The organism is Flagellimonas spongiicola (genome assembly GCF_023502425.1).
Taxonomy (GTDB): domain Bacteria; phylum Bacteroidota; class Bacteroidia; order Flavobacteriales; family Flavobacteriaceae; genus Flagellimonas; species Flagellimonas spongiicola.
Map to the genome: position 1 here is coordinate 1,058,892 of NZ_JAMFMA010000002.1, position 23,430 is coordinate 1,082,321.

Sequence of the window (23,430 nt, forward strand, 5' to 3'; positions counted from 1 at the left end):
TTTATTTGCCAATATTGATATGTATGTATGTCATAATTTCCCACTCACTTCCATTATCAAATCCAACTGGACTGATTATGGGTTCATTGGCAAATTCGAGTGCTGCGTTTGGTGCATAGCGGGGTGAAAATTCATCCAATGATCTCCATATTCCACGTATACCAACTTGTGTGCTGGGCAGAATAAACCAATCTGGTTTACCTAAAGTTGTGGATACATCCAACATCAACTGTAGCGGAAACGTAAGGTTGAAATCCCTGTGGTAATCAAAAGGTCCCCAGTCGTTGACCTTGACATGTGTGCGGAATTTCATGTTTTTGTAAATGGCTCTGATATCACCACCAAATCTTTTAATAAGTCGATCGCTGTCACCATTTCCTTGACCATTTCCATAGTAGAAGTTTCCAATTATCCCTAAATCCGGACTTACTTTGGATACCATCCTTGAATGGATTTCCCATAGATCCTCAGCAGGAGCTGAGTTTGGGAATGCAAAGAACTGCCTGTTGGCCAGGAAACCAATGTGTGCATCCTGAGTTGTTGGAAGATGACGGTAAACGAATCCAAGGTTCATGGCAAATTTTGCATCTTCTGCCCTGTCGTTGTCCCATTCATACATCCAAGTTCCTGGCGTTGGGTCAAATGTCAAAAGGATTTCACCGCCAGTAGTCTCCCGATTTCCACGAACTGAAAAAGGATCGTCTATGATGTTCCTTAATCTTCCTGGAGCAGTTACATCATTTGGCATTGCATCTACCAAAGGTTTTTGCCACAAGAAATTTGGTGCAATTTGAAAATTACCTGTTGCATATGTGAAACCAGTTAAGAAGTTGACTTGGTTACCACTACCGGTGTCTTTCAATTTCCAACCTGTGAAGGTCAAGGTCTGGTCGGCGCCACCATTGGCTACAAGACCCATGGAAGCCGCCTGTCCATACCAATTGAATTTACCTGCTTCATAGGTGAGTTTTATTTTTCCACCCCAATTATCACTGGCTTGGACTTGATCTTCGAAAACTACATAGTTACCGGTTGTGCCCCTTACATCTTGGAACGTGCTTCCATTCAGTGGATTACCGGCCCAAATTCCACCTAACATTACGCCAAACTTTCCAAACTCTCGCTCAATTGCAATTGTTGCTCTTTCGGTTGGCCATGGCGGAATAACACCACTACGTACTTGATTTACGTCCAAGACACGTCGACCATTTTCGTCAAATGTGATATCGGTTTCGAAATCCCGGTGGTAGATACCCGTTACATCAAACTTGCCAAGGTGCCTTTTATATTTGAAGAGCATGGTTGGGTTTGCACCCCACCATAATTGTGGTCCTACAGCGGCTTTTAATCCTTTCAGAACTCCTTTGCCGTCTACTTCAGCTCCTAGGATTTCACCATTGTAAATGTCTAGGTTTGGCCCATAATTTGCTTCTGGATAGAGTCCAAAGAAATCTCCTTCATAACCCCAGTGGTAGTGACCTGTTCTGTAAAAACCTCTTAGGTCAAAATTTTTGGCTTTCCATTCAAATTCTGCATTGTAGACCCGAATTCGATTCACATCTTGAACCAAAACGTTCCCTTGGTCGGTATTCACTTCCAATGGACGCGAATTGTTCTCATAAAAGATTTCGTTAATTGGGTTTTGGGCCACATTGCCCACCACGTTGACATTAACTTCTGCACGCATATTTGGAGCAGGATTCCCTTCTACACCGATGAAATAGGATTGCATGTGATCAAAACCTAATTGATTGGGAAAAGTGTTGGGGTCATCTGGGTCAGCATTGTCTGGTGTAGTTAGTAAACTACCACCAGTACTGAAGGTTGAGAATTTTGCTTGAAGGTTACTTATCCTTAACAAGTTACTTTGCTCTCCAGTCAAAGCTGCCTTATCGCCCCGAGCCTTCAAAACTGCATCCATCAATTGGATGTTGTCAAAATAGTTGGAAACAAATGCTTGATCAACACCATCATCATATGGGTTTAACTGATGCGCTTCTTTCAAAGCATAGTATGCAGCTCTAGGATATAATTCGTAAAGACCTCTAGGGTTTGTTGCGCCTTTTGCGCAAATTCCAAACCACTCTTCATTCATATTGTTTTCTCCTTCAGCGGGTAAATCCCTGGCGTATCCGCCATTGGACCAAGAAGCATTGTTGTCATGGACATCGGCGTTCTTTCTGTCATCAAAACCATACTTCCACCAACCATCACTGAATTGGAAGGTAAAACCACCTATGGAATTACCAACGTTTCCAACTCCTGCCGCATTTTCATAAATTTCTTTCCAATTTCCTACCATATAATAGGCTTGGGAATATTGGTCTTCCTTGTTTTCAACGGCGCTAAATGCATCGGCTCCAAACTCGGTGAACATAACCGGTTTGTTCAGCTTGTCTTTAACCACCTGGAACATATCACCAAAGGAAACTCCCCGATAGGTATTGGTTCCATAGATATCCACATCTTTGCATTCTTCTGCAACGATATCTATGAAGAGTACATCACCATTACAAATGGCGACAGGATGGGAGGTATCCATGGATTTCATCATTTTAGCTGCTTCGTTCATAAGACGATACATTGGACGACCCCTGCTTTCTCCTATAAATTGAATCCGCCCTTCATCATCCGGGAAATCTTCCGTTTCCGCTCCGGCCCAGAAAAGGCCATAGTTGTTTTCGTTTCCTAATAAATAAAGAAGCAAACCTGGAGTGTCTTTGTAACCTTCTACCAATTCCTTCATTTCCGTCATCAGAAAGTCCATTGTAGTTGGGTCGTCATAAATGGTAACTGGAGTCCATACACCATTAAGGGTTAACCCGTAGCGACCAAAAGAATGGTTCAGCATAGTGTATATGCCGTAATTCTCATAGATGTATTGAATCCATTTAGCAGGCACTCCTGTATATTGACGAATCACATTTACACCCATGTTTTTTAGTAGAGACATCTCATGATCGAGACCTGCACGGATAACATCATCGGATTTTGTCCAGAAATTGGCATTCACTGTATTGGTGCCGATTGGGATATAGTCCCAATTCATACCATTGATCATGAAGTCTTCTCCATTGACCACCAATTTCATTCCTTCTCCATCTTGTACAACTTGAACCTGACCGGTTTGGGCATAAATACCAGTTGAGAACAAAACAAGAAGCAATTGCAATACAATTTTTTTCATAGTAATGTTAGTTTTAGTTTGAAGTTCACCGGAATGGAAAGTGCGTTGTGTTCAACCATGAACCTTTGGATTTCCAATATTCGGAACGGTTAAACTTATCTTAATAAAATGAGGTATCCTTAAAAAGAACCTCTACAAAAAGCATACATCTCAAAAAAGAGTCAATAAAATTGTGAAAATCACAATAACCCCTGAATTTCTTGGGCTTCCCCCGGGATTTTTATCTTTTCAAAAAGAGGGTGTAATCAACGGTTGTATAGGTAATGTTGAGGTGGGAAAATCGCGTTGTATGGTTTTTAAAGCTTGAGGATATAATCTACGAGATTCTCGTCATGCTGTAAATCCATTTTTTTACGAAGTCTATACCGCTTTATCTCAACACTTCTTGGAGAAATGTTGAACATAGGTGCGATTTCCTTGGATGAAAGATTGAGTCTTAAATAAGCACATAATCGAATATCGTTTGGGGATAGATTGGGATGCGCTTTCTTGAGCTTTTTGAGAAATTTACGGTCAGCATTATTGAAAGCCTCCTTGAACATTTCCCAATCATCATTTTGATTTAGATTTTTATCAATAACGTTGACAATGTGCTTCACAGAGTTTTTGTCTTCAACATCACTGACCAATTGGTTTTTAATTTTAGCCAACAGTTCATTTTTCTTGATAATGCTCATTGTTGAAGCTGCAAGTTCATTGCTTTTGCTCTTGAACTCATCTTTTAGCTGCTGATTTTTGAGTTTGACAATCTCCTTTTCACTATTCGCCTTCGCCAACTCGAGTTCACGTTTGTTGCGCTCAATGATTTTTTTCTGTTTTCGATGATAATATCGTCGGTAGGAACTATGGATTGCTATTGAACCTAGGACACCGCTGATGATATACAACAATATGAACAAGTTGGATTTGTACCAAGGACGTGCTATCTTAAAGGAATAGGATGCTGTATTTTTGGATAGATTATCTCCTACCTTGGCTCGGACCTTAAAGGAATAATTCCCTGGCGGTAGATTTTCAAAGGTTACTTCATGGTCTAATGACCAATTGCTCCAATTGTCATAGATGTTTTCCAGTTTGTATTGATAATAAGGTCTCTGGAATTTTTTATAGCTCGCGGCATGAAAAGAAACAGTCAAATTGTTGTGGTCACTATCAAAATCCCCTGCATTGGTTAATTCCAGAAGTGAGTCATTGGTCAAGCCTGTATTTTTTCCTGCAAGCGCAATTTTATCAAGCTGCACTTCAAATTCTTGGTCTTGAATGGCATTCAAGTCAATTGTAAAATATCCAGAACGAGCTCCAATTAGGTACATTCCGTTGGAAATAGGTTCAACACTCTCATAACCAATTATACCATCTCGCATATCTTCCGATAAAGGAATCTGATTTATTTGAGGTGTGCCGTCCAGTCCATCTTTGGATACATATCCAATTGATGAATTGGTGAACGTCCATAACCGATTATTCGCAGCGTCATTTATCAGCTTTCCAGATACGTATTCATCATGTTCAAACAGTGGACTTAGAAAACTGTCCTTGTTGAATTTATCATTATCCCAGTCATATTTTAGCACACCATTTTTATAACCATATATAAGCTCATCTTGATATTTTACTATTCCTGAATTGGAACTTTTAATGGTTTCGTCGATGTGGAGCTGAACCACGTTTTCAAACGCATCGTCCAATTGCAGTTTGTACAAACCCTTGTATTCATGATTGACAAAAATGTTGTTATCAAATACTTCAAATTGCCTAGAGGAATTATCGAAGCCGTTTATTTTATTCCGTAGTTCCCAATTTCCATTTCTTTTTTCTAAAGTATACAGACCATCATAATTCCCTTGAATTAACCTATTCGGATGATTATCAAGTGTTCCAATTTTCCAGGTACCTTGGGTGCCATCAATTTTTGAAATAGAGGTGTTTTGGATTATAAAGGTGCCGTTGTGATGTCCGCAGAAGAGTGTGCCATGAATATTTTCCAGCGACCATACTTGACCTTCGGTGCCCTCCATAAAAGTAAAGTCGGAATCATTTGTAAGCGTTTTGTAGAATAGTCCTTGATTAGTGCCTAAGTACAAAATGTCGTTTGTAACCGCAGCGGCATAAACACTCCCCACCAATCCTTCACGATCTAGGTATACATGATATGGAGAAGTGGCATTCACACTGGTCACGCCAACATCCAATCCTAACCATATATTATTTTCTAAATCTTCAAAAAGTGATAGAACGGTATTGTTTTGAAGGCCTTTCAATTGATCAATGTGTTGAATAATCGTACCTTCAGAATCCATCAAAATAAGCCCATGCGAAATTGTGCCTAAGGCCAAATTTCCGTTGCTCAACCGTGCCCCACTATAGAGACTTATTTGATCTAGAAGTGGACTGGCTTCTGTTTCCCATTTCGATAAGCTGTTATCTTCAAATTTGTAGAAGCCCTTATTCCTTGTTAGAAACACCAAAGAACCATTTTCTTGAAATAGGTTGATGATTTCCTCACTTTGAAGGATTTCGTCTGCCAAGACAAGAAGCTCTTGTCCATTTTCAATCTTAAATACGCCCTCATTAAGTTTTTGAAAGTAAACTGTATTTTCAATAGGAAATGCTTTTGGAATAAAAGCTTCGGATTTGATGATGCTTGCGGTATTGGTTTCCAGGTTATAGGTGTAAATACGATAATGGGATTGGAAGACCATTCGTTCACCAAAATCAAGTATTTGCCAAAATTCTTCATCCTCCAAAATGGTGTCTGAAAGATTTGAGGATAAGCTGGTGTATTCAAGTACGTTGAACTTATTACGTTCCCAATAACCAAATTCCATGTAGCATCCGGTGTAGATGCGGTCACCAACAATTTTCAGGGAACGGATTATCGATTCGTTTGGCGATGGGTAAAGGGTCCATTTAGCTCCATTGTATTCCAAGAGTCCACGATTGTTTGCTACATAGATAACTTTGTCATCACCTTGGTCCAAATCCCAATTTTGACTTTCCGCATGATAATCAGACGGGCTAAAATTCTGAATAGGAGGGATTTCTTGTGATATGCCCTGAGCGAAGCAAACCAATGAGATAACCAGAAAAGCAAATTTGGGCCTTATCACAAATGTTTCGTTTCAATGGAATTGTATCCTTGAATTTTGAAACCAAGGTTCTAGAATTCGGATTACATTCCTACTGATTAAATTACGCAAAACATTTTATAATGACCTCAATTGGTCAGAGTACTGCTTAATTTTTCAATTTTGGATATGCTCGAACCCAATGATGTAGAAACCTAACTTGGCCCATTCTATTCTTGAAAACGGTATACTTTCGTATTGGTTTTCCACCTTCAAGGACTACAATGTCGCCATTGGAATTCTTCCGAATTGGATGTGATTGATCACCACTTACACTAAGTACCAATTGCTTATTTGATTTGGATATTTTGAAAACTGCGCCGATGCCCTGGGAGTATGTTCCAACTAAATCATTGGCCTCGGTTTCGGTAAATTCAGTTAGTTTGGATGTTGGGCTTTTAACAGGGGTGCAATCGCTTTTAAGAATGGTTTTCACTGCATTGGTAATTACTTCCCATTGATTGAATTCCGAACCGTTGGCTAAAACCACGATGGAGAATTCGCTTTCGGGGACACTCAAAAATGCAGCATTGTAGCCTGGTAAACCCCCGCTGTGCCAAATCGCTTTGTTTTTGCAATATTCGGAATGGAATAGACCATATCCATACGCCCAATATTCTCCTGTCATTTGTTTGTCCGCGTAGATTTGTAATAGTTGCTTCCTTAAATCATTGCTCTTCTTTTCTGGGTGTTCTTGATTGAGCCAAAACAAGAATTTGTTGAGATCGACGGCGGTTGTAAAGGCCATGCCAGACGCCCTTCCATTAGCATTGTCGGCAATGGATTTGCTGGTATTGAAATTATGATTTGACCCGGAATGGCCATAAGCCAATTGATGATCTTTTAAGTTGGCGACTCCATAAAAAGTTGAATTCATTTGCAATGGTTGAAAAACAAGTTGTTGCATTGCTTCATTGAAGTTCAAACCTGTAATCGCTTCAATAATCGCACCTGCCATATCGTATCCGTTATTGGAATAACTGAAAACCAAATCCGGATCACCGATAAAAGCACTTGCACCATATTTTTTTAGCATTTCTATTTGCCTCGACCGACCCGTTGGGCCATAATTATCTGAATCATCCTTTAAACCTGCGGTATGGGTCAATAATTGACGCGTGGTCAATGCTCCGATTCGTGGATGTAACCCTTTGAGATAGGAGGCAATGCCCGTATCCAAATCTAGTTTGCCTTGTTGCCCAAGTTTTAGTGCTGCAAATGCAAGAAAAACTTTCCCCGTAGAAGCATTACGAAACAATGTTTTAGTACTGGCTTTAATTCGCTCGCTATGGTTAGCGTAACCCAGGGTTTTATGGTATGTCCCATTTTTATAACGAATAGAAACCTGCACTGCTGGGGTGGTTCCTGAATTGCATGATTGCACTAATTGTGTTTCAAATGTTGCAAAGGATTCCCTAATCGAATTTTCGAAATCTACTTGTGCATGACCTGACCAACTGAAGCATGTCAATAACAGAATTAAAACGATAGATTTTGATAAGTACATTGATTGCTGAAGTTTAAATTATACCTCCAAAAGTCCTTTTTTGAACCCCATGAGACTTCCTGTTTGTAAAGAACAAGAGATGAGTTTAGGAATAATTTAACGCCTAATGCCCAGCTTAATATGGTATTTTTATCGTGTTTTCTTTGAATTGATTCCGTTGGTACTTCTTACAATTTTTACGGGTATAGCAATTGCTTGTGGTTTGTTTTTAATCGGTTATGTTTTCCTGATTCGAAAAGACAATCAAACCTCAGATATTTTATTGGGATTGCTTTTCATTGCCGTTGTCTTACGGTTATCCAAATCTTTGTTCGCTTTTGTGTTTAGTGTGAATTCCCTAACAGGCATTTCTTTTGGGTTGTTGGGTGCAATGACAATTGCGCCATTACTGTTGCTTTATTTTGAATCCAATAGAAAAGGTTTCGTAAAATTTAGTTATTGGCATTACTTACATTTTGTGGTGCCTATTTTGGCTTTTGCATTATTGATTTCGGATAATATAGGAGCAAGACACAGTTATTTTTTCGGACATCGTTTATTTGGAGTATACTTGATATGGATCGGATTTAATTATATAATCCGAAACCGGAGTAGATTTTCCTTTACAAGCTGGCATAGACAATTGTATTTCTGCGTAGTTGGTTTGTGGTTGTTGTTTTCTTATCAGATGTGGTTTGATGGTGCATTTAACTACGGATTGGGCATTGTTGGGGCGTCCGTAATCCTATACTACCTTTTTTTTATGGTAGTGAAGTCGCCCAAATCATTGCTAAGAAATGGTTCAACAGAGGTGCCCCCGGACTTGGTAGCGAAGGTTAAAAATTCCTTCGAGATTGAAAAAATCTACCTTAAACGGGGAATAACAGTGGCCGAGTTTGCAGCTTCACTTGGTGCGCCAAATTATTTGGTTTCAAAAGCGATTAATGTCGCTTATCATAAAGGATTTAAAGATGTAGTCAATGGTTACCGCGTAAAGGATGTTTCAACTAAACTATTGGATCCGGATTTTGCAGATGATAAGATAGAGAACTTGGCTTATGATGTCGGATTCAACACGGTATCTGTTTTTTATACGGCATTCAAGAAAGAAACCAGTATGGCTCCAAGAGACTTTCAAAAGGCCCACGGTTTAAAATAAATTCAACATGATTACCTTAGCGTAAACAATAAGTTATAATGGAGAGGAAGATTAAAAATGTGTTTGTAAAAGGGCCGATTGACCCGCAATTTATTGCAGATTCCATCGCCAATCATCAGCATAAGACACAAATTGGAGCCCATGATATTTTTTTGGGACAAGTGCGAGCAGATAAAATAGATGGGAAAACAGTAGGCGCTATTGAGTATAGTGCTTATGAAGAAATGGCGAATCTGAAATTTCATGAAATAAAGGAAGCGGCCTTCGAAAAATACGAACTAACATGTATGCATATCCATCATAGTATAGACAAAGTTCCCGTTGGGGGCTTGTGTTTGTTCGTTTTTGTTTCTTCTCCCCATCGAAGGGTTGCCTTTGACGCCATTCGATTTGTGGTGGAAGAAATAAAGGCCCAGGTTCCGGTTTTTGGAAAGGAGCTCTTTGAAGACGATTCATACCAATGGAAGGTTAATACTTAAGTAAGTTATGGTTGATATTACCCAGAAGCAGTCCACGCATAGAATGGCCTTGGCACAAGCTATTGTAAAAGTTAGTGATCAAGCCACTATAGAAGCTATCAAAAACAAAACGGTACCTAAGGGCGATGTGTTTGCCATGAGTAGGGCTGCCGGTTTCTTAGGGGTTAAAAAAACCTCCGATTTGTTACCTGATTGTCACCCCTTACCTGTGGAGCATTGCGTTATTGACTACAATATTGAAGACTTGGAGATCACGGTGAGTGTGATGGTGAAAACGTTTTACAAAACAGGTGTTGAGGTAGAAGCCATGCACGGCGCAAGCGTTGTGGCCTTAAACATGTATGATATGCTCAAGCCTATTGACAAGGGCGTGGAAATCCATCACATTAAATTATTGAAGAAAACAGGAGGTAAATCGGATATTAACAGATAGTCTTCCTTATTTCTGGGAATGTGTTTTTTGCCTAGCCAAGGTTTTTAAGCATTTCCGCAGTAGTGTCATCCAAATTGAATTCAGGTTTCCAATTCCAATCCTTTAGTGCTTGACTGTCATCAATACTACTAGGCCATGAATCTGCAATTTGTTGTCTAAAATCCGGCTCGTAGGAAATCTTAAATTCCGGAATATGGTTCTTGATACTGTCTGCAATATCTTCAGGTGTAAAACTCATACTTCCTAAGTTATAGGAAGAGCGAACACTTAGATTTTTGGCATCTGCTTCCATGAGGTTTAGGGTTGCCCTAATGGCATCGTCCATATACATCATTGGGAGTTTGGTCTCAGGGCCTAAAAAACACTTATAAGACTGGTTTTCCAATGCCTTATGGTAAATTTCAACCGCATAATCCGTAGTTCCTCCACCGGGCATGGTTTTCCAACTAATGAGCCCAGGATATCTTACACTACGCACGTCTACATCAAATTTCTTGAAATAATACTCACACCAGCGTTCCCCAGATTGTTTGCTGATCCCATAGACAGTACTCGGTTCCATAATAGTACTTTGTGCGGTATCTTCCTTTGGGGTATTTGGACCAAAAACGGCAATGCTACTTGGCCAAAAGATTTTACTGATTTTTCCTTCCTTGGCTAGATTGAGTACATTGAACAATGAGCTCATATTTAAATTCCAAGCTCGCATAGGGAATTTCTCTGCGGTTGCACTCAACATGGCTGCCATCAAATAGACCTCATCAATTTCGTAATGCATGACCACATCTTCAATAGCTTCGTAATTGGTGGCATCCAAAAGTTCAAAAGGACCTGATTCCATAAGGGTATCATTACCTTCTCGAATATCACTGGCTACTACACTTTCAGACCCATGTTTTGCACGAAGCGCCATGGTTAATTCTGTCCCAATTTGTCCGCAGGCGCCAAGAATTAGAATAGGTTTTTGCATTTAAAATGACGTTAATTAAGTTAGTGCGTAAATATAGCCTTTATTAAAATTTGTACATTCGCTTATGCGAAAATTGTCATGGATTTTAGGCTTGTTTTTTCTTGTGGTTGCATGTAAGGACAACAAGCCGGTGGAAGTGGAAACACAGTCTGAAAAAGGTGTTTTCAATTACCAAAAGCTACCCAAGCGAACGGCATTGAACGAAGAAGCAACTGCACTTACTGAAAGTTGGCCAGAGTTTATGATATTCAATACCAGTTTTGATGTTTTGTATTCCGCACGTAATAACGAGGATTTGGCATTGGCCATTGATGATCTGATTGAAAAGGAAATTACTTTGGGGAAATCGGAATATCCAGGACTGCTTGATGCATTTCAGGTAAAAAGTAGGCAGCAAGTTGTGAAAACATACTTGCTTAAGGTTAAAGCACATATTTTGAACAACAGTGAAACAACGGGACCCACTATAGAAATGCTCAATGCGTACAACGCTATGCGTAAACAATTCAACGTGGTCTTAAATAGTCAACTGGACGAAAATTTGATATTGGATGAAAATTAAATTAACCTTGACACTATTGTTGCTTGCAAGTGTAACAGTAGTTGGCCAAAACGGAAAAAAAGCAATTGATGAATTGTTGGACGCTTGGCATTTAGCAGCTTCGAAAGCTGATTTTGATGGGTACTTTTCCAAAATGACCGATGATGGGGTTTTCATTGGCACCGACGCTACGGAAAATTGGCAGAATCAGGAGTTTCGTGAATTCTCAAAACCCTATTTTGATCGTGGTAGAGCTTGGAGTTTTACTGCGGTTGAACGAAATATCTACCTGAATGACACCAATGATCTAGCTTGGTTTGACGAACTCCTGGACACCCAGATGGAGTTATGTCGAGGTTCTGGGATACTCAAAAAAGAAAATGGGCAATGGAAAATTGCCCATTATGTACTTTCTATTGCGGTTCCCAACGAGAATGTTGCGGAATTGATTCAAATCAAAAAAGAGAAGGATAGCCTTATTATGCTTGGATTAAAGCGTAAATAGCTATTATTTCTCTTCAGTAGCTCCTTCTTTTCTTGCTTGAAGCGCTTGCTTGCTTAGACTTGCCAAATTAAAATTAGGATCCAGTTGTAAAGCTTGGTCCATAGAGGCAATAGCATCATCTATTTTGGTTTTATCCTTGTTATAGATTATCAAACCTTGTAAGTGATAAAAAGCCGCTTTTAAAGGAACTTCGTAAGGTTGTTGTCTTTCGTAGAAAGCGTATTTCATATCATCTTTGGAATTGGCAATGCCATATTCAATATTGCTGCTGGCCCCATCATTGTCTCCCGTTTGGATTTTTAAATCTGCTAATTCATAAGCTAGATAGGCTGAAGGGTTTCTACTGAACAAGACGTCAAAATGTTCCAATGCTCGTTTGGGTTGATTCAAAGCTTTTAAGGAAACTGCCTTTACTTGAACCGCTAAATCAGAATCATCGGCGTTTTTTTCAATACCTATTGTATTCAATGCCTGCATATGTTGACCATTGTTCATGTACACAAAGGCCAATGTATCACGTCGCTGTTTGGACGGTGACAATACATTTAAATGCGTCAAGGCACCTATCACACCAGTAATATCCCCTTGCAATCGCATTTCTTTGTAATAGGCTTCGTAGTGCGCCGCTAAATCGTTGTTGGTTTGTGCAATTCCATTGATACCCATAAACAGTAGCACCAACACAATAACTTTTTTCATGTCTATTGATTTTAGTGCGCCAAAACTATAAAAATTATCGGTATTAAGCTGTTAAAGAATACTATATGCCTAAAAACAAAAAGATGTCCAGTGGACATCTTTTTCATTAGCAGTTTTTTTGTGGCTTAAAGTGCCATTAAAGCAATATCCTTGTCCGTATGTTGCTTTAGCAAACTGGCATAAAATGCTAAGCTTTTTACATCTGTGCCCAAACATGACTTTAGAAAGGATTCCAAGTCCTTGTAAAACAGATTCATCGGCATTGTGGACACTACCATATTAATGGTTTTTGGATCGTATTCCCGATCATCCAATACTACATCCATTTTAACCCTATGATTGTGATAATCAATTTCTACATCTGCCGCGTTATAATGTTTCCTAAGAATAGACCGATGTAAGTCCTGAAATCTTGATGTTATGTTATCCCTTGTACTACTTTTTGTAATCAAATTTTCCATCTCCATCAAGATTCTTGTTGTTAATCTTGAATTTCCCATGACTCCTCTAATTAAATCGTATACAAAATTAACGCTCAAGCTATTAAAGTATTAGAAATCAATGATTTAATTAACTTAATTTTATCTTAATTGTTGTGAAACCGCGTTAGGGTGTGGTCAATTATTCACTTATTGGAGTGTTGAACTTATGGTATTTATCAAGAAAATTCTTACTAATTACCCTTTTGCCGGAATGTAGCGTTTGGGAAGGCAAATAGTCAGGTGCTGGAATGCCCATTTTTTCTGCTTGCAGGGTGTAAAATTCCTTTTTTGTAGGATGATCGGGATATACACCGTTAAAGACTTCTCCCCAATAGTTCCTTGTGAGAATTGTAATGATCATATGAATGCAATCCTCTAAATGGATTAGATTGATAAAGTCATTCCCATTTTTGAGACCTTGTCTTCCGGATAACATGGTTACGGGATTTCTATTGGGACCGATTAAGCCTCCAAACCGAATAATGGAAGTTTGCAAACCTTCTAATGATTGAATTAGATCTTCGGATTGCAGTAATTGTTTACCGGATTCAGTAGTGGGTTTTGGGGCTGTTTGTTCGGTGACCTCACCGGTGACATCACCATAAACTGAAGTGCTACTTACAAAAAGTAGTTTGGATGGGCCATGTTTTGCAACGGCTTTGCTTAAAAGCTGAATTTTTGAGACATAGTTCTCCTTTTGACCAGCACCCCTTAGTCTGGGAGGAACATTTACGATAAGTATATCCAATTGGGATAGAAAATGCGCTATATCTCCAACAATTTGAGTTTTGGTGAGTGAGATTTGGTAGGGTATTATACCTGATTCACTTAGCACATCTATTTTGGTTTGGCTTGTTGTTGTTCCATGGACAATGTAATCCAATTGAACCAATTTTTTAGCCAATGGGAAACCAAGCCAACCACAACCTAAAACGCCAATGTTATTAGTCAAATGTTTCCGTTTTTATGACCATTATGGCATCATTCAAGACAAACGGCATTGGGATACTGTTTTTTGGACGCTCCGGTATGGTAAATTCACTATGCGATAAAAGATCATTGGAAGATTCATAAAAGGAAAGTTCCAACTTTTCATTTTTTGGAAAGCTGATTTCCAACTCTGTGTAGTCGTTGTTGCTAATATAATGCGTTACCAGTTTACTTCTTCTACGTGCCAGAAATGCTTCGGAAAGTGCTATGCCATTGACTTTGGCGGAGCTGATTTCGATACCTTCATTGGTGTATACATCCAGTCGATTGACATTTCGTTTTGGAGTAACACAGAGTTCTAGTATACGTTGATCTCCAATTACAGTATCACGAACCGTGTCGATCCAAGGAGCGGCTATATCTTTTTTGGGAATTTCCCTGATATACGAAAACCGCGATAAGTATTTGCTGGAGAGTGTTTTGAAATCAGCTTCAGTTGGTGCCTTTTTCGTATCTCCTAAAAATTGATTGTTCCAGTCAATTAAACTATGATCATAAGTGGCCCACATTGCATTGTCATTATCCGTGTTGTGCACGTATAACAAGCTGCTCGGTTTTGGTCGGTCTTCAGAAAAATCGGAGTTGATATGCGCTGCAATACCGAAGGAAAAGAACAGTATCAGAAAAACGTAGGCAAAACGCTCCTTGTTTTTTAACCCGCCCAAGAACGGAAGCGACAGGAAAAATAACAATGTTGTGAATACCGTTACGGCCACCATCATTTTTAGTCCGAGGCCAACTGGGAACATTTTGATGAATGGTGCATGCACAAATACAGCAGGTAAAATCAAGAAAAGTAGTAACAACGGGCTGGGTTTATCTTGATTGATTAGTACCATTAAGGCGGCCAGTGTTCCAAATAATGGAACAATAAAGAAACTTGCACCTTGTAGATAAATGGCTGCAAGACCACAAATAATCAGCCATAGAAACAAAGGAGCGACCAACAAATTGGCTGTTTTGATTTTGCGGAATTTATGATAAGCCCAAAAACATACGGCCAGTGACAGCATAACGTACACCAAAATCAGCAAATGCCCATTATATGTAAACCCATGGAGCATGTCCTTGAATTCCACATACCACCAAGTGATCATGGTCCACGCAAAGTAGCCCAATAGACCATTGATTACTAGTGTAATCAGCATTGGGGCAAATCCTTTAAGGATTTCCTTCAGCTTCAATTGTTCTTTCTTGATTCCAAAAAACAGAAGCAGGATCAACGCCAATACCGCTAAACCAAACATTGGCCATATCCAACCGAATGGATAGGATACCAGCCTAAAAAAGGGAAGGTTAAAATAGATGTAATCTTCTGAACTCCGGAGATCGGTCAAATCTGCATCAGCAAAATAGTGCATTAGCGGCATCAGATAACTTCCTTGATGTGCCAAGGTATTTCGGTCTAGACGGTCATAATTGTCCATTACGGTATGATAGTCGAAGTGATCGTCTATAAAAGCAAAGTTGAAACCTTGGATGTCCCCATCTTCCCTGAAAACAGTTAAGTCCGTATCATTTGGAAGCATTTTATAAATACTGTAAGCCAAAGAATTAGCAACCGGGAATTTTGGATTGGCTTCTACAAAGTGCTGAATGAGTTTTCCATTGCCTTGGTTGGTTTCAATGAGCATATAGCTAGGTCCGCCACTGCCTCTGGCCTCAAAATTAAGAACAAGGCCAACATCTTTGACCCAAGGATGTTTGTCCACAAATAGGTCTGCACCATTAAGCCCCAATTCCTCTGCATCGGACATAAGGATGATGATATCGTTAACAGGCGTTTTATCCTCAGCCAAAAACGCACGGACACCTTCCAAAATGGTGGCCACTCCACTTCCCGCGTCACTTGCTCCCAAGGAAGAATGTGGACTACTATCGTAGTGGGTAAGTAACATCAGGGCCTTACCAGCTCCAGAACCTTTAATACGGGCAAGAATATTTGTGGCCTTACTGAGATTGGCCCAGTCTCCAGCCGTGTAACCTTCCTGGGTTGAGGTTTCCAATCCCATTTTGTTCAATTCCTGAATAATATATGCCCTGACATCGGAATGGGCTGGAAAGCCAACAGCATGTGGCTCTTTTGCGATTTGTTCAATGTGGGATAATGCACGATCGGTGGAGAATGATTGCAGCGCAATATCCGCATCATGAGCATAGTTCGGCATTAAGGCCTTAAAGCTCCAATAGACCGCAAAAACCAATAGTAGTAAGGCAAGATTTCTTGAAAATTTCATAGTTCGATTAAGTTGGCGTCCAAAAATATGAAATTATAGATCCATAGCATATTCGTTGCTAAATATTTAAATATTTCGTTAAAAAACGCTATATTTATTAATTAACCCTAAAAGTTAATGGTATGGCAATCAAGAGTTTTCAAGGCGTTCGATCTAAGAGTTCTTCCAAAAAAGAATATGATGCTCCTATTCTTGTGGAGGACTATATGACCAAAAAATTAGTGACATTTTCACCTGAACAGTCCATTTTGGAGGTTATGGAAGCATTTGCCAAGTATCATATCTCTGGGGGACCGGTTATGGATAAAAATGGGTTTTTGGTGGGGATCATTTCCGAAGCGGACTGCATGAAGCAAATTTCAGAAAGTAGGTACTTTAATCAACCCATATTGGATAAAAGTGTTGAGCGTTTCATGACTAAGAATGTTCAGACAATTCCTCATGACATGAGCATATTTGACGCTGCTGGGGTGTTTGATAAACATAACAGACGTAGGTTGCCTGTTATGAAAAACGATATTCTAGTTGGTCAGATTAGTAGAAAGGATATTGTAATTGCCGCGTTAAAGTTAAGTGCCCAAAATTGGAAGTAAGCTTAACGAGTTACTCCCGTTTCACAATCATATAGTAATCGTTGTCCAAAGGCAAATAGCCAAGGTCGTATACAAAATAATAGGTGCTTCCTTTTTTGGTGGTATATAGGTTTGTGATGTATTCAAAGTCAAAACCTTTGTCCATTAATCGCATTTTGGTTGTCCTGGTTTTACCCTCTTTTAACGGAAAACTGTTTAATACGCGATAATTTTTCCGAAGTCTATTATTAATGTTGCGGACCAGGTTTTTGCTATCCTTGTTCAATCGATTGTTATACGCATTTCTGCAGTGATCAGAGCAGTATTTTTTATCTACCCGTCCTATCAACACATCTCCACATTCCAAGCAGCTCTTTTCGGACATTTCGTAAGATTTACGTCACAACAATATCGTATTTTTTCAGTAAACCGATTACATTTTCCTTGCTGAACTTGGTTTTTTTAAGTTGGTTAAGAGCAGGGTCAATGTCTATTTCGATGGATTCCGTAAAATCGGTTTGGTGTAAAACAGTATTTTCAAATATGGCTTTTTTTAGATTGCAATAGGGCAGTTGTGCGAAGCTAAGATCACTATCTGTAAAATCTGATTCCTGTAAGATGCAATTCGAAAAGAAGGTTCCTTTCAATGCCAATCCATTAAAGGAGGTAAGTGTCATATTACAATCTACAAAACGAATGGAAAGCAGTAAATGATTACATTCTTCAAATCGTAAACCGGTAAGCTTGCAACCCTTAAAAGAGGTTTCCTTAAAAATTGTGTGTTTGATGTTACTGTTGGTAAGATCGCAGTTTACAAACTCACATTCCATAAAGTTTTGATTGTCTAAATAGCCCTCCTTGAAAAGACAACCCTCAAAAACACAATTTTCATAATCACCTTTTTTCAATCGGCTTGAGGTGAAGTCTTCATTGACAAATGTTCTATCGGCGATAAAAGGAGCATTCATGGTGATTGTTGTTTGGTATAAAATTAAATAAATGTTAAAAGAAAACTTTTATTTGGAATGAACGTTCTAAAAAGAATATGTTTGTATCGGAATGAACGTTCCAAAATAAATAATAATCAATAATTCATTTTAAATGAACAAATTAGAAGGTAAAGTAGCCATAGTAACAGGTGCAACCAGCGGCATAGGTCTGGCCACCGCAAAAAAGTATTTACAAGAAGGAGCCAAAGTTGTATTGACAGGTAGAAGTCAACAAAAACTTGACGCTCTTAAAGATGAAATCTCTGGGGACTATCTATTGGTACAGGCAGAGGCATCAAGTTTAGAGGACAGTCGTGGGCTTATAGCCAAAACAATTGCCCATTTTGGTAAGATAGATGTTTTGTTTCTTAATGCTGGGGTATTTCGTTTGGAAGGAATCCATGAACTTACGGAAGAGATTTATGATGAGGTAGCGAATATCAACGTAAAAGGTCCTCTTTTTACGGTTAAAGCAGCATACGATCACGTAAATGAAGGTGGAAGCATTATTTTCAACACCTCCATTGTTAATGTAAAGGGTTTTGCTGGTATGGCCGCTTATTCGGCGAGTAAGGCTGCCTTGCGTTCCTTGACCCGTACTTTGGCGTCCGAATTTGGTCCTAAAGGAATCCGCGTAAATGCCATTGCCCCGGGTCCAATTGATACGCCTATTTATGGAAAACACAATGTGCCGCAGGAAAACATTGACCAAATGGCGTCTGGCTTTCCATCCATGGTTTCCTTGGGTAGGTTTGGAACTGCAGACGAAATTGCAACGACTGCCTTGTTTTTGGCTTCGGCGGATAGTAGTTACATCACAGGTGCCGAGATACCTGTTGATGGAGGTTTGGCACAGGTATAATTTTTTAAATAAATTTGGAACAATTATTCCAATAACATGCCTAGGACTAAACAGTTCAACGAAGAAGAAGTATTGAAGAAAGCTATGGAGCTCTTTTGGGAAAAAGGGTTCCATGCTACTTCCATTCAAGATTTGGTCTCGCATTTAGGTATCAATAGAGCCAGCTTGTACGATACTTTTGGAGGAAAGGATATTTTGTTTGACAAAGCTTTTGCACATTATAGAAAGGGTGCTACCGATTGGTTGAACGGAATATTTGAAAGTGCGGAGACTGTCAAGGGGGGATTTCAGAAACTATTCGATTCTGCAATAAAGGAATCTGTGGAAGATGAATGCCGTAGAGGCTGTTTTGTGGTAAATACTACAACAGAATTGGTCCCTGGCGACAAAGATTTATTGAAGGTATTGAGCGAGAACAAGTCAAATTTGGAATCGCTATTCCTGCTGCAAATCCAAAAAGGTATTGATTCAGGGGAATTTGCATCAAGCATGGATGCCAAAGGTGTGGCATCCATGATCTTTACTTTTTATAATGGCCTTCGTGTAGTTGCAAAAGTTGACCCTAATCCTATTGAGTTAAAAAAAATGGTTGAGGCTGCACTTTCCGTCCTGCATTGAACTTACTGCTGATAGTTCGTATAAGTGAACAGCAATTCACGCTGTTCGCTTTCCTCTTCCACTAGTACATAAACTTTCAACACATCCGTGGTCGTCTTTTCCATCGTCAAGCCCTCAAAATAAACTATGTCTTTTTCAAGTTTTACTAGTTTGAAGTCTACAGTATCGTCTTGAGCTTCCCAGCCTTTAAGTTTCCCGTCAAAGTGTTTGAGTTGTAAAATGAGGGTGTTCTTATGTTGTTTAATATGACCAAACTCGTAAAAGGTTACTTCGTCATCATGCAACAAACGAAAGGAAAACATCATGGACCCGCCCATAGGAGGGCTCCAAATTTCCTCGGCAATACCCCCTAAAGCTTCACCTCGCCAGTGACCGGCTATCCAAGATACATCTTCCAATGTGGCATTGGGCGAAATGGTATCTTTACTCAGTTGAATTGTGTGTTGCGCATAGCAGCTATGTGCTCCGAACAGTAAAAATAGAATGACATACTTCATGATTGGTGGTTTTACCTCATGACGTATGGAACCCGATTAATTGGACAATTGAAACTTGATATTTACAGAAGTTTCCACTTTTATTTTTTCAAAATCAATATCCAAAGGTTCCGCTTCAGCCATGTCCATGGCCATTGTTTTCATTTCCATTCTTGGTTGATTATACCTAGGGTAATATGGAGTGGAAGTATCCATAATATGGATGGCATTGCCAACAGTTTGTCCTAAAGGTGCAGTTAACGCCTCTGCTTTTTTCTTGGCTTTAGCCACTGCTTTCGATTTTAACTCCAGTTCTAAGGCTTCCATTTTCGAATATTCGGTTTTTTCCAGATACGTATTGGCAATCCCTAATTTCTCTAATGCCATCAGCACTTCAGCAGCTTTCTTTCCTGAATGCACCAAAAGCGCATATTGTTTGCTTTTCAAAACCTCCTTCTGTCTTAAAAAATATTTTTTAAAGTTGCTGCTCAAGTCCTTGATGACTAACTGCTTCTCCAAATCTATGCCTAGATTTCTAAGACTATTTGCCATTTTGTTCTCTTGCTCCTCAACGGATTTTCGCCCTTTAGAGTCTTTTTCTTGAATAGTGATATTAAGATAGATTTTATCTGGAGTTACCAAGGTGTCAACCCGGGCGGAAGTTTCCAAATAGGGTGAGTCCAAAAAGTTTTTTGTTTGGGAATATGCAGTCATTGTAAATACAGTAATTAAAAGAATTGTAACTAATTTTTTCATGATGTGTTTTTTTAGGTGAATGCAACTTCCATTCCAAAATTACGCTTTAAAATGTGAATTTTAGTGCAGTGTTATGCTGGTTATAAAACCAGACTTTGGCGTTGTGGACCGATCATTGTACTTTCAGAAACAATTAAACTACGAATTCGCTTTTAATGGTGCCCATGAAATTTGTAATCGCTCCTGACAAATACAAAGGTTCCCTTTCGGGGGCACAATTTTGCAATGCCGTTGAAAATGGGATCCTGCAAGTGTTCCCGAAATCGAAAATCATCAAAAAACCCTTGGCAGATGGCGGAGACGGCACCTTGGAAGTCGTTCAACAATACCTTAATGCCACACTGGAAACAGTATTTGTCCAAGATCCTTTATTCCGAGAAATAAATGCGACTTATTTGTTATCCCAGGACAAAAAAACGGCTTATGTGGAAATGTCGGAAGCTTCAGGGTACAAGTTGTTGCAACATTCCGAAATGAATTGCATGCATACAACTTCTCTTGGAACGGGTCAATTAATTGTGAATGCACTGGACCAAGGCGTCCAAAAGATAATTTTAGGAATAGGAGGAAGTGCTACTAACGACGGTGGTATGGGTTTGGCACAAGCGCTCGGGTATCGCTTTTATGATGGCGAGAACAATCCTTTGGAACCCGTTGGAAAAAATTTGGACAAAGTCCAGCGCATTGAAAAAGAGCATTTGCACCCTAGACTAAACGCTGTTGCGGTTCAAGTAGCTTGTGATGTGAACAATCCCTTTTATGGTGCTAAAGGTGCAGCACATATTTATGGTGCACAGAAAGGGGCCTCTCCAGAAGAAATTGAAATCTTGGATAATGGATTGAGACAGTTTGCTCAAGTAATCCATCTAACTTTTGGATTAGATGTACAGGGAATTCCAGGTGCGGGTGCGGCCGGAGGAATGGGTGCGGGAGCAAAGGTTTTTATGGATGCCGAATTAACTTCAGGAGTTGATTTGATCATGGAATTGGCCAATTTCAAATCCGCTGTGGTAGATGCGGACTGGATAATTACAGGAGAAGGTCAGTTAGATGGTCAGACCTTGTCTGGGAAAACCATTAATGGGGTCCTTCAAGTAGCTGCTTCACATAAAATCCCAGTTGCCGCCTTGTGTGGTTCCATAACGCTTACTATGGATCAAATCCAAGATTTAGGGTTGCAATATGCAGTCTCTATTCTTAATGAAATTGGAGATTTGGAAAAGGCAAAGTCCAATAGCTTTAGCAATTTGGAATTGGCAAGTTTTAATTTTGCCCGTTTGTTAAACCATTAAATTCAATACGATTTGTTCATTCGATATTCCAATGAAGCTTTTACAGTTTTCCATTCGTTGTCCAAAATTGAGAATACAACGGTATCCCTATAATTCCCTTGAGGATCAATTCTGTGGTTTCTAAGAATCCCTTCCTGTTTGGCGCCTAGTCTTAAAATGGCATTGCGAGAAGCCAAATTGTGGTAATGCGTACGAAACTCCACGGCAATACAGCCTAATGTTTCAAAAGCGTGCTGCAACAATAAGTATTTACATTCGGTATTGATGCCCGTTCGCTGTACCGACTTTGCATACCAGGTAGCTCCAATTTCCAGCCTTCGATTTTCCGCTTCAATATTCAAATAGCGGGTGGAACCTACAATTTTATTGGTTTTCTTGTCAATAATGGTAAAGGGAAGTGCAAGACCTTTCTGTTGATTTTCAAATGCTGAATTCAAATACTTGGAAATTGTGGCGGCTGACGGAACTGAGGTGAACCATAATTCCCATAAATTTCCATCTGAAGCCGCGTTCAACAAATCATTTTGATGTGACAGGTCCAGCGGGATGAGTTTTACCAACTTTCCTTCAAGGGCTACAGGTTTTGTCCACGGTTCCATTTGATTGACTTTTGGAATCAAAGATAAGTGTATTGTTTTTCCACTCGAGGTATTTTTTATGCATACAATGTCCACATGGGCGATAACCTTGCGCTAGTGCTTCATGCTCTGAGGAAAAGAAGACTCGATTTTGCTTGAGCATACGTTTCCCCGATTTACACTTCAGCGTGCCGTAAATCTTAAGATTGCGATTTCCACCTAAAACCAAGTTCTTGCTTTTTACTGCTTCTAGTAACGTCCTATTTGAAATATCGTTATGTGCTACCATTATTTCAATGCATCATGAAATATAATACCAAGGGAGTAACGTTGACCTTCCAATACTTCACTCACGCCATGTTTCATCTTGGTTTTATAGTACCCCCTTTTCCCTTCTTTTGGCAAATAATTGGTCGGAAAAATCAACATAGAGCCCTTGTTGGGCCTCAACACAATAGCCTTGGATTGTGCACGTGGCACCTGCATTGTTAATACAAATTCACCTCCTTTATATTCGTTATTTGGTTCAGAAAGCATCAATACCGCTTGCATGGGAAAGTACACTTCACCATACAAATCTTGATGCAAGGTGTTGTAACCGCCAACACCATATTTTAGAATCAAGGGTGTGGCTAAGCGCTGCTCTTTTGATCTACAAAGTTCCTGTAGGTCCGTTAATCTTTGAGGGAAATATTCATTAAGCTTCAGCTTTCTATGCCATTCATTCGCAATGGGGACCAAATGAGGATAGATTGTGGTCCTTAGGTTTTCAATGATCTGTGGTAAAGGATATGTAAAGTACTTATACTCACCCTTTCCAAAACGATAACGTTCCATATGCACTGTTTTACGATACAATTCAAGATTGTTATAGTCTTGGATAAGCGAATCACATTCCTCATTGTTGAGAACATAATCAATTATGGCATAGCCATTCCTTCGGATTTCACTTTGAAGTGAGTTCCAATCTATTTGCATTTCCATAATAAAT

24 protein-coding genes are annotated in these 23,430 nt (G+C 39.4%); 9 read left to right on the forward strand and 15 right to left on the reverse strand.

From position 1 onward, the window contains the following. Position 1: 1 nt before the first annotated feature. From M3P19_RS11030 to M3P19_RS11040, 3 genes are all read right to left on the reverse strand, one after another. Complete coding sequence (locus tag M3P19_RS11030; RefSeq protein ID WP_249657723.1) at positions 2 to 3,187, reverse strand: glycoside hydrolase family 2 TIM barrel-domain containing protein; 3,186 nt, start codon at positions 3,185 to 3,187, stop codon at positions 2 to 4. Positions 3,188 to 3,483: 296 nt separating this feature from the next. Then, complete coding sequence (locus tag M3P19_RS16950) at positions 3,484 to 6,297, reverse strand: helix-turn-helix and ligand-binding sensor domain-containing protein (RefSeq protein WP_249657724.1); 2,814 nt, start codon at positions 6,295 to 6,297, stop codon at positions 3,484 to 3,486. A 127-nt stretch (positions 6,298 to 6,424) separates the two neighbouring features. Continuing rightward, complete coding sequence (locus tag M3P19_RS11040; RefSeq protein WP_249657725.1) at positions 6,425 to 7,822, reverse strand: serine hydrolase domain-containing protein; 1,398 nt, start codon at positions 7,820 to 7,822, stop codon at positions 6,425 to 6,427. 106 nt (positions 7,823 to 7,928) lie between these two features. On the opposite strand from M3P19_RS11040, the gene M3P19_RS11045 reads away from it, so the two are divergent. From M3P19_RS11045 to moaC, 3 genes are read left to right on the forward strand one after another with little or no spacing between them, the layout of a single operon-like run. Continuing rightward, positions 7,929 to 8,960 carry a helix-turn-helix domain-containing protein gene (locus tag M3P19_RS11045; protein ID WP_249657726.1) on the forward strand — a complete coding sequence of 344 codons (1,032 nt, stop codon included), beginning with the start codon at positions 7,929 to 7,931 and terminating at the stop codon, positions 8,958 to 8,960. Between the two features lie 38 nt (positions 8,961 to 8,998). Continuing rightward, positions 8,999 to 9,439 (forward strand): molybdenum cofactor biosynthesis protein MoaE, encoded by a 441-nt coding sequence (locus tag M3P19_RS11050; protein WP_249657727.1) that lies wholly within the window; start codon positions 8,999 to 9,001, stop codon positions 9,437 to 9,439. 7 nt (positions 9,440 to 9,446) lie between these two features. Further along, complete coding sequence (gene moaC, locus M3P19_RS11055; protein ID WP_313791623.1) at positions 9,447 to 9,872, forward strand: cyclic pyranopterin monophosphate synthase MoaC; 426 nt, start codon at positions 9,447 to 9,449, stop codon at positions 9,870 to 9,872. A gap of 31 nt (positions 9,873 to 9,903) precedes the next feature. Here moaC and M3P19_RS11060 read toward each other — a convergent pair whose 3' ends face one another. Further along, positions 9,904 to 10,842, reverse strand: a complete 939-nt coding sequence (locus tag M3P19_RS11060; protein ID WP_249657728.1) for an NAD-dependent epimerase/dehydratase family protein — start codon at positions 10,840 to 10,842, stop codon at positions 9,904 to 9,906. A 64-nt stretch (positions 10,843 to 10,906) separates the two neighbouring features. Between M3P19_RS11060 and M3P19_RS11065 the strand changes: the two genes are divergently transcribed. Together M3P19_RS11065 and M3P19_RS11070 are read left to right on the forward strand one after the other, a co-directional pair. After that, positions 10,907 to 11,404, forward strand: a complete 498-nt coding sequence (locus tag M3P19_RS11065) for a hypothetical protein (protein ID WP_249657729.1) — start codon at positions 10,907 to 10,909, stop codon at positions 11,402 to 11,404. Continuing rightward, the gene (locus M3P19_RS11070) at positions 11,394 to 11,888 is read left to right on the forward strand and encodes a nuclear transport factor 2 family protein (RefSeq protein ID WP_249657730.1); all 495 of its coding nucleotides are present in this window, start codon (positions 11,394 to 11,396) and stop codon (positions 11,886 to 11,888) included. Before M3P19_RS11065 ends, M3P19_RS11070 begins: the two co-directional genes overlap by 11 nt. A 3-nt stretch (positions 11,889 to 11,891) precedes the next feature. Here M3P19_RS11070 and M3P19_RS11075 read toward each other — a convergent pair whose 3' ends face one another. From M3P19_RS11075 to M3P19_RS11090, 4 genes are all read right to left on the reverse strand, one after another. Beyond that, entirely contained in the window at positions 11,892 to 12,587 is a 696-nt protein-coding gene (locus M3P19_RS11075) for a hypothetical protein (protein WP_249657731.1), read from the reverse strand. A gap of 125 nt (positions 12,588 to 12,712) precedes the next feature. Then, positions 12,713 to 13,087: a hypothetical protein gene (locus M3P19_RS11080; protein WP_249657732.1), complete on the reverse strand. Its 375-nt coding sequence runs from the start codon at positions 13,085 to 13,087 to the stop codon at positions 12,713 to 12,715. 121 nt (positions 13,088 to 13,208) lie between these two features. Then, the gene (locus M3P19_RS11085; protein WP_249657733.1) at positions 13,209 to 14,021 is read right to left on the reverse strand and encodes an SDR family oxidoreductase; all 813 of its coding nucleotides are present in this window, start codon (positions 14,019 to 14,021) and stop codon (positions 13,209 to 13,211) included. Next, positions 14,014 to 16,296, reverse strand: coding sequence for a M28 family peptidase (locus tag M3P19_RS11090; RefSeq protein ID WP_249657734.1), 2,283 nt, complete (start codon positions 16,294 to 16,296; stop codon positions 14,014 to 14,016). Before M3P19_RS11090 ends, M3P19_RS11085 begins: the two co-directional genes overlap by 8 nt. Before the next feature lie 122 nt (positions 16,297 to 16,418). On the opposite strand from M3P19_RS11090, the gene M3P19_RS11095 reads away from it, so the two are divergent. After that, positions 16,419 to 16,889 (forward strand): CBS domain-containing protein, encoded by a 471-nt coding sequence (locus tag M3P19_RS11095; RefSeq protein WP_249657735.1) that lies wholly within the window; start codon positions 16,419 to 16,421, stop codon positions 16,887 to 16,889. Between the two features lie 10 nt (positions 16,890 to 16,899). Here M3P19_RS11095 and M3P19_RS11100 read toward each other — a convergent pair whose 3' ends face one another. Then, positions 16,900 to 17,253: a hypothetical protein gene (locus M3P19_RS11100; RefSeq protein ID WP_249657736.1), complete on the reverse strand. Its 354-nt coding sequence runs from the start codon at positions 17,251 to 17,253 to the stop codon at positions 16,900 to 16,902. Positions 17,254 to 17,263: 10 nt separating this feature from the next. Further along, a complete protein-coding gene (locus M3P19_RS11105) occupies positions 17,264 to 17,836 on the reverse strand; it encodes a pentapeptide repeat-containing protein (RefSeq protein WP_249657737.1) in 573 nt (190 codons plus the stop codon). Positions 17,837 to 17,969: 133 nt separating this feature from the next. Between M3P19_RS11105 and M3P19_RS11110 the strand changes: the two genes are divergently transcribed. Both M3P19_RS11110 and M3P19_RS11115 read left to right on the forward strand, forming a co-directional pair. Beyond that, positions 17,970 to 18,719 (forward strand): SDR family NAD(P)-dependent oxidoreductase, encoded by a 750-nt coding sequence (locus M3P19_RS11110; protein ID WP_249657738.1) that lies wholly within the window; start codon positions 17,970 to 17,972, stop codon positions 18,717 to 18,719. Positions 18,720 to 18,755: 36 nt separating this feature from the next. Next, on the forward strand, positions 18,756 to 19,337 hold the full coding sequence (locus M3P19_RS11115; protein ID WP_249657739.1) for a TetR/AcrR family transcriptional regulator: 582 nt from the start codon (positions 18,756 to 18,758) through the stop codon (positions 19,335 to 19,337). Positions 19,338 to 19,339: 2 nt separating this feature from the next. Here the strand turns inward: M3P19_RS11115 and M3P19_RS11120 are convergent, their stop codons facing one another. Together M3P19_RS11120 and M3P19_RS11125 are read right to left on the reverse strand one after the other, a co-directional pair. Further along, a complete protein-coding gene (locus M3P19_RS11120) occupies positions 19,340 to 19,834 on the reverse strand; it encodes a DUF6265 family protein (RefSeq protein WP_249657740.1) in 495 nt (164 codons plus the stop codon). A 36-nt stretch (positions 19,835 to 19,870) separates the two neighbouring features. After that, positions 19,871 to 20,569: an SIMPL domain-containing protein gene (locus tag M3P19_RS11125; protein WP_249657741.1), complete on the reverse strand. Its 699-nt coding sequence runs from the start codon at positions 20,567 to 20,569 to the stop codon at positions 19,871 to 19,873. A 164-nt stretch (positions 20,570 to 20,733) separates the two neighbouring features. Here M3P19_RS11125 and M3P19_RS11130 point away from each other — a divergent pair, with 164 nt between their 5' ends. After that, positions 20,734 to 21,861 (forward strand): glycerate kinase, encoded by a 1,128-nt coding sequence (locus tag M3P19_RS11130; protein ID WP_249657742.1) that lies wholly within the window; start codon positions 20,734 to 20,736, stop codon positions 21,859 to 21,861. Positions 21,862 to 21,863: 2 nt separating this feature from the next. Here the strand turns inward: M3P19_RS11130 and M3P19_RS11135 are convergent, their stop codons facing one another. Genes M3P19_RS11135 through M3P19_RS11145 form a run of 3 tightly spaced genes read right to left on the reverse strand, consistent with a single transcriptional unit; the run spans position 21,864 to position 23,423 of the window. After that, entirely contained in the window at positions 21,864 to 22,460 is a 597-nt protein-coding gene (locus M3P19_RS11135; RefSeq protein WP_249657743.1) for a GNAT family N-acetyltransferase, read from the reverse strand. Beyond that, positions 22,429 to 22,728 carry an Ada metal-binding domain-containing protein gene (locus M3P19_RS11140; protein WP_249657744.1) on the reverse strand — a complete coding sequence of 100 codons (300 nt, stop codon included), beginning with the start codon at positions 22,726 to 22,728 and terminating at the stop codon, positions 22,429 to 22,431. Before M3P19_RS11140 ends, M3P19_RS11135 begins: the two co-directional genes overlap by 32 nt. Then, the gene (locus M3P19_RS11145; protein ID WP_249657745.1) at positions 22,728 to 23,423 is read right to left on the reverse strand and encodes a 2OG-Fe(II) oxygenase; all 696 of its coding nucleotides are present in this window, start codon (positions 23,421 to 23,423) and stop codon (positions 22,728 to 22,730) included. Before M3P19_RS11145 ends, M3P19_RS11140 begins: the two co-directional genes overlap by 1 nt. Between the last annotated feature and the right edge of the window lie 7 nt (positions 23,424 to 23,430).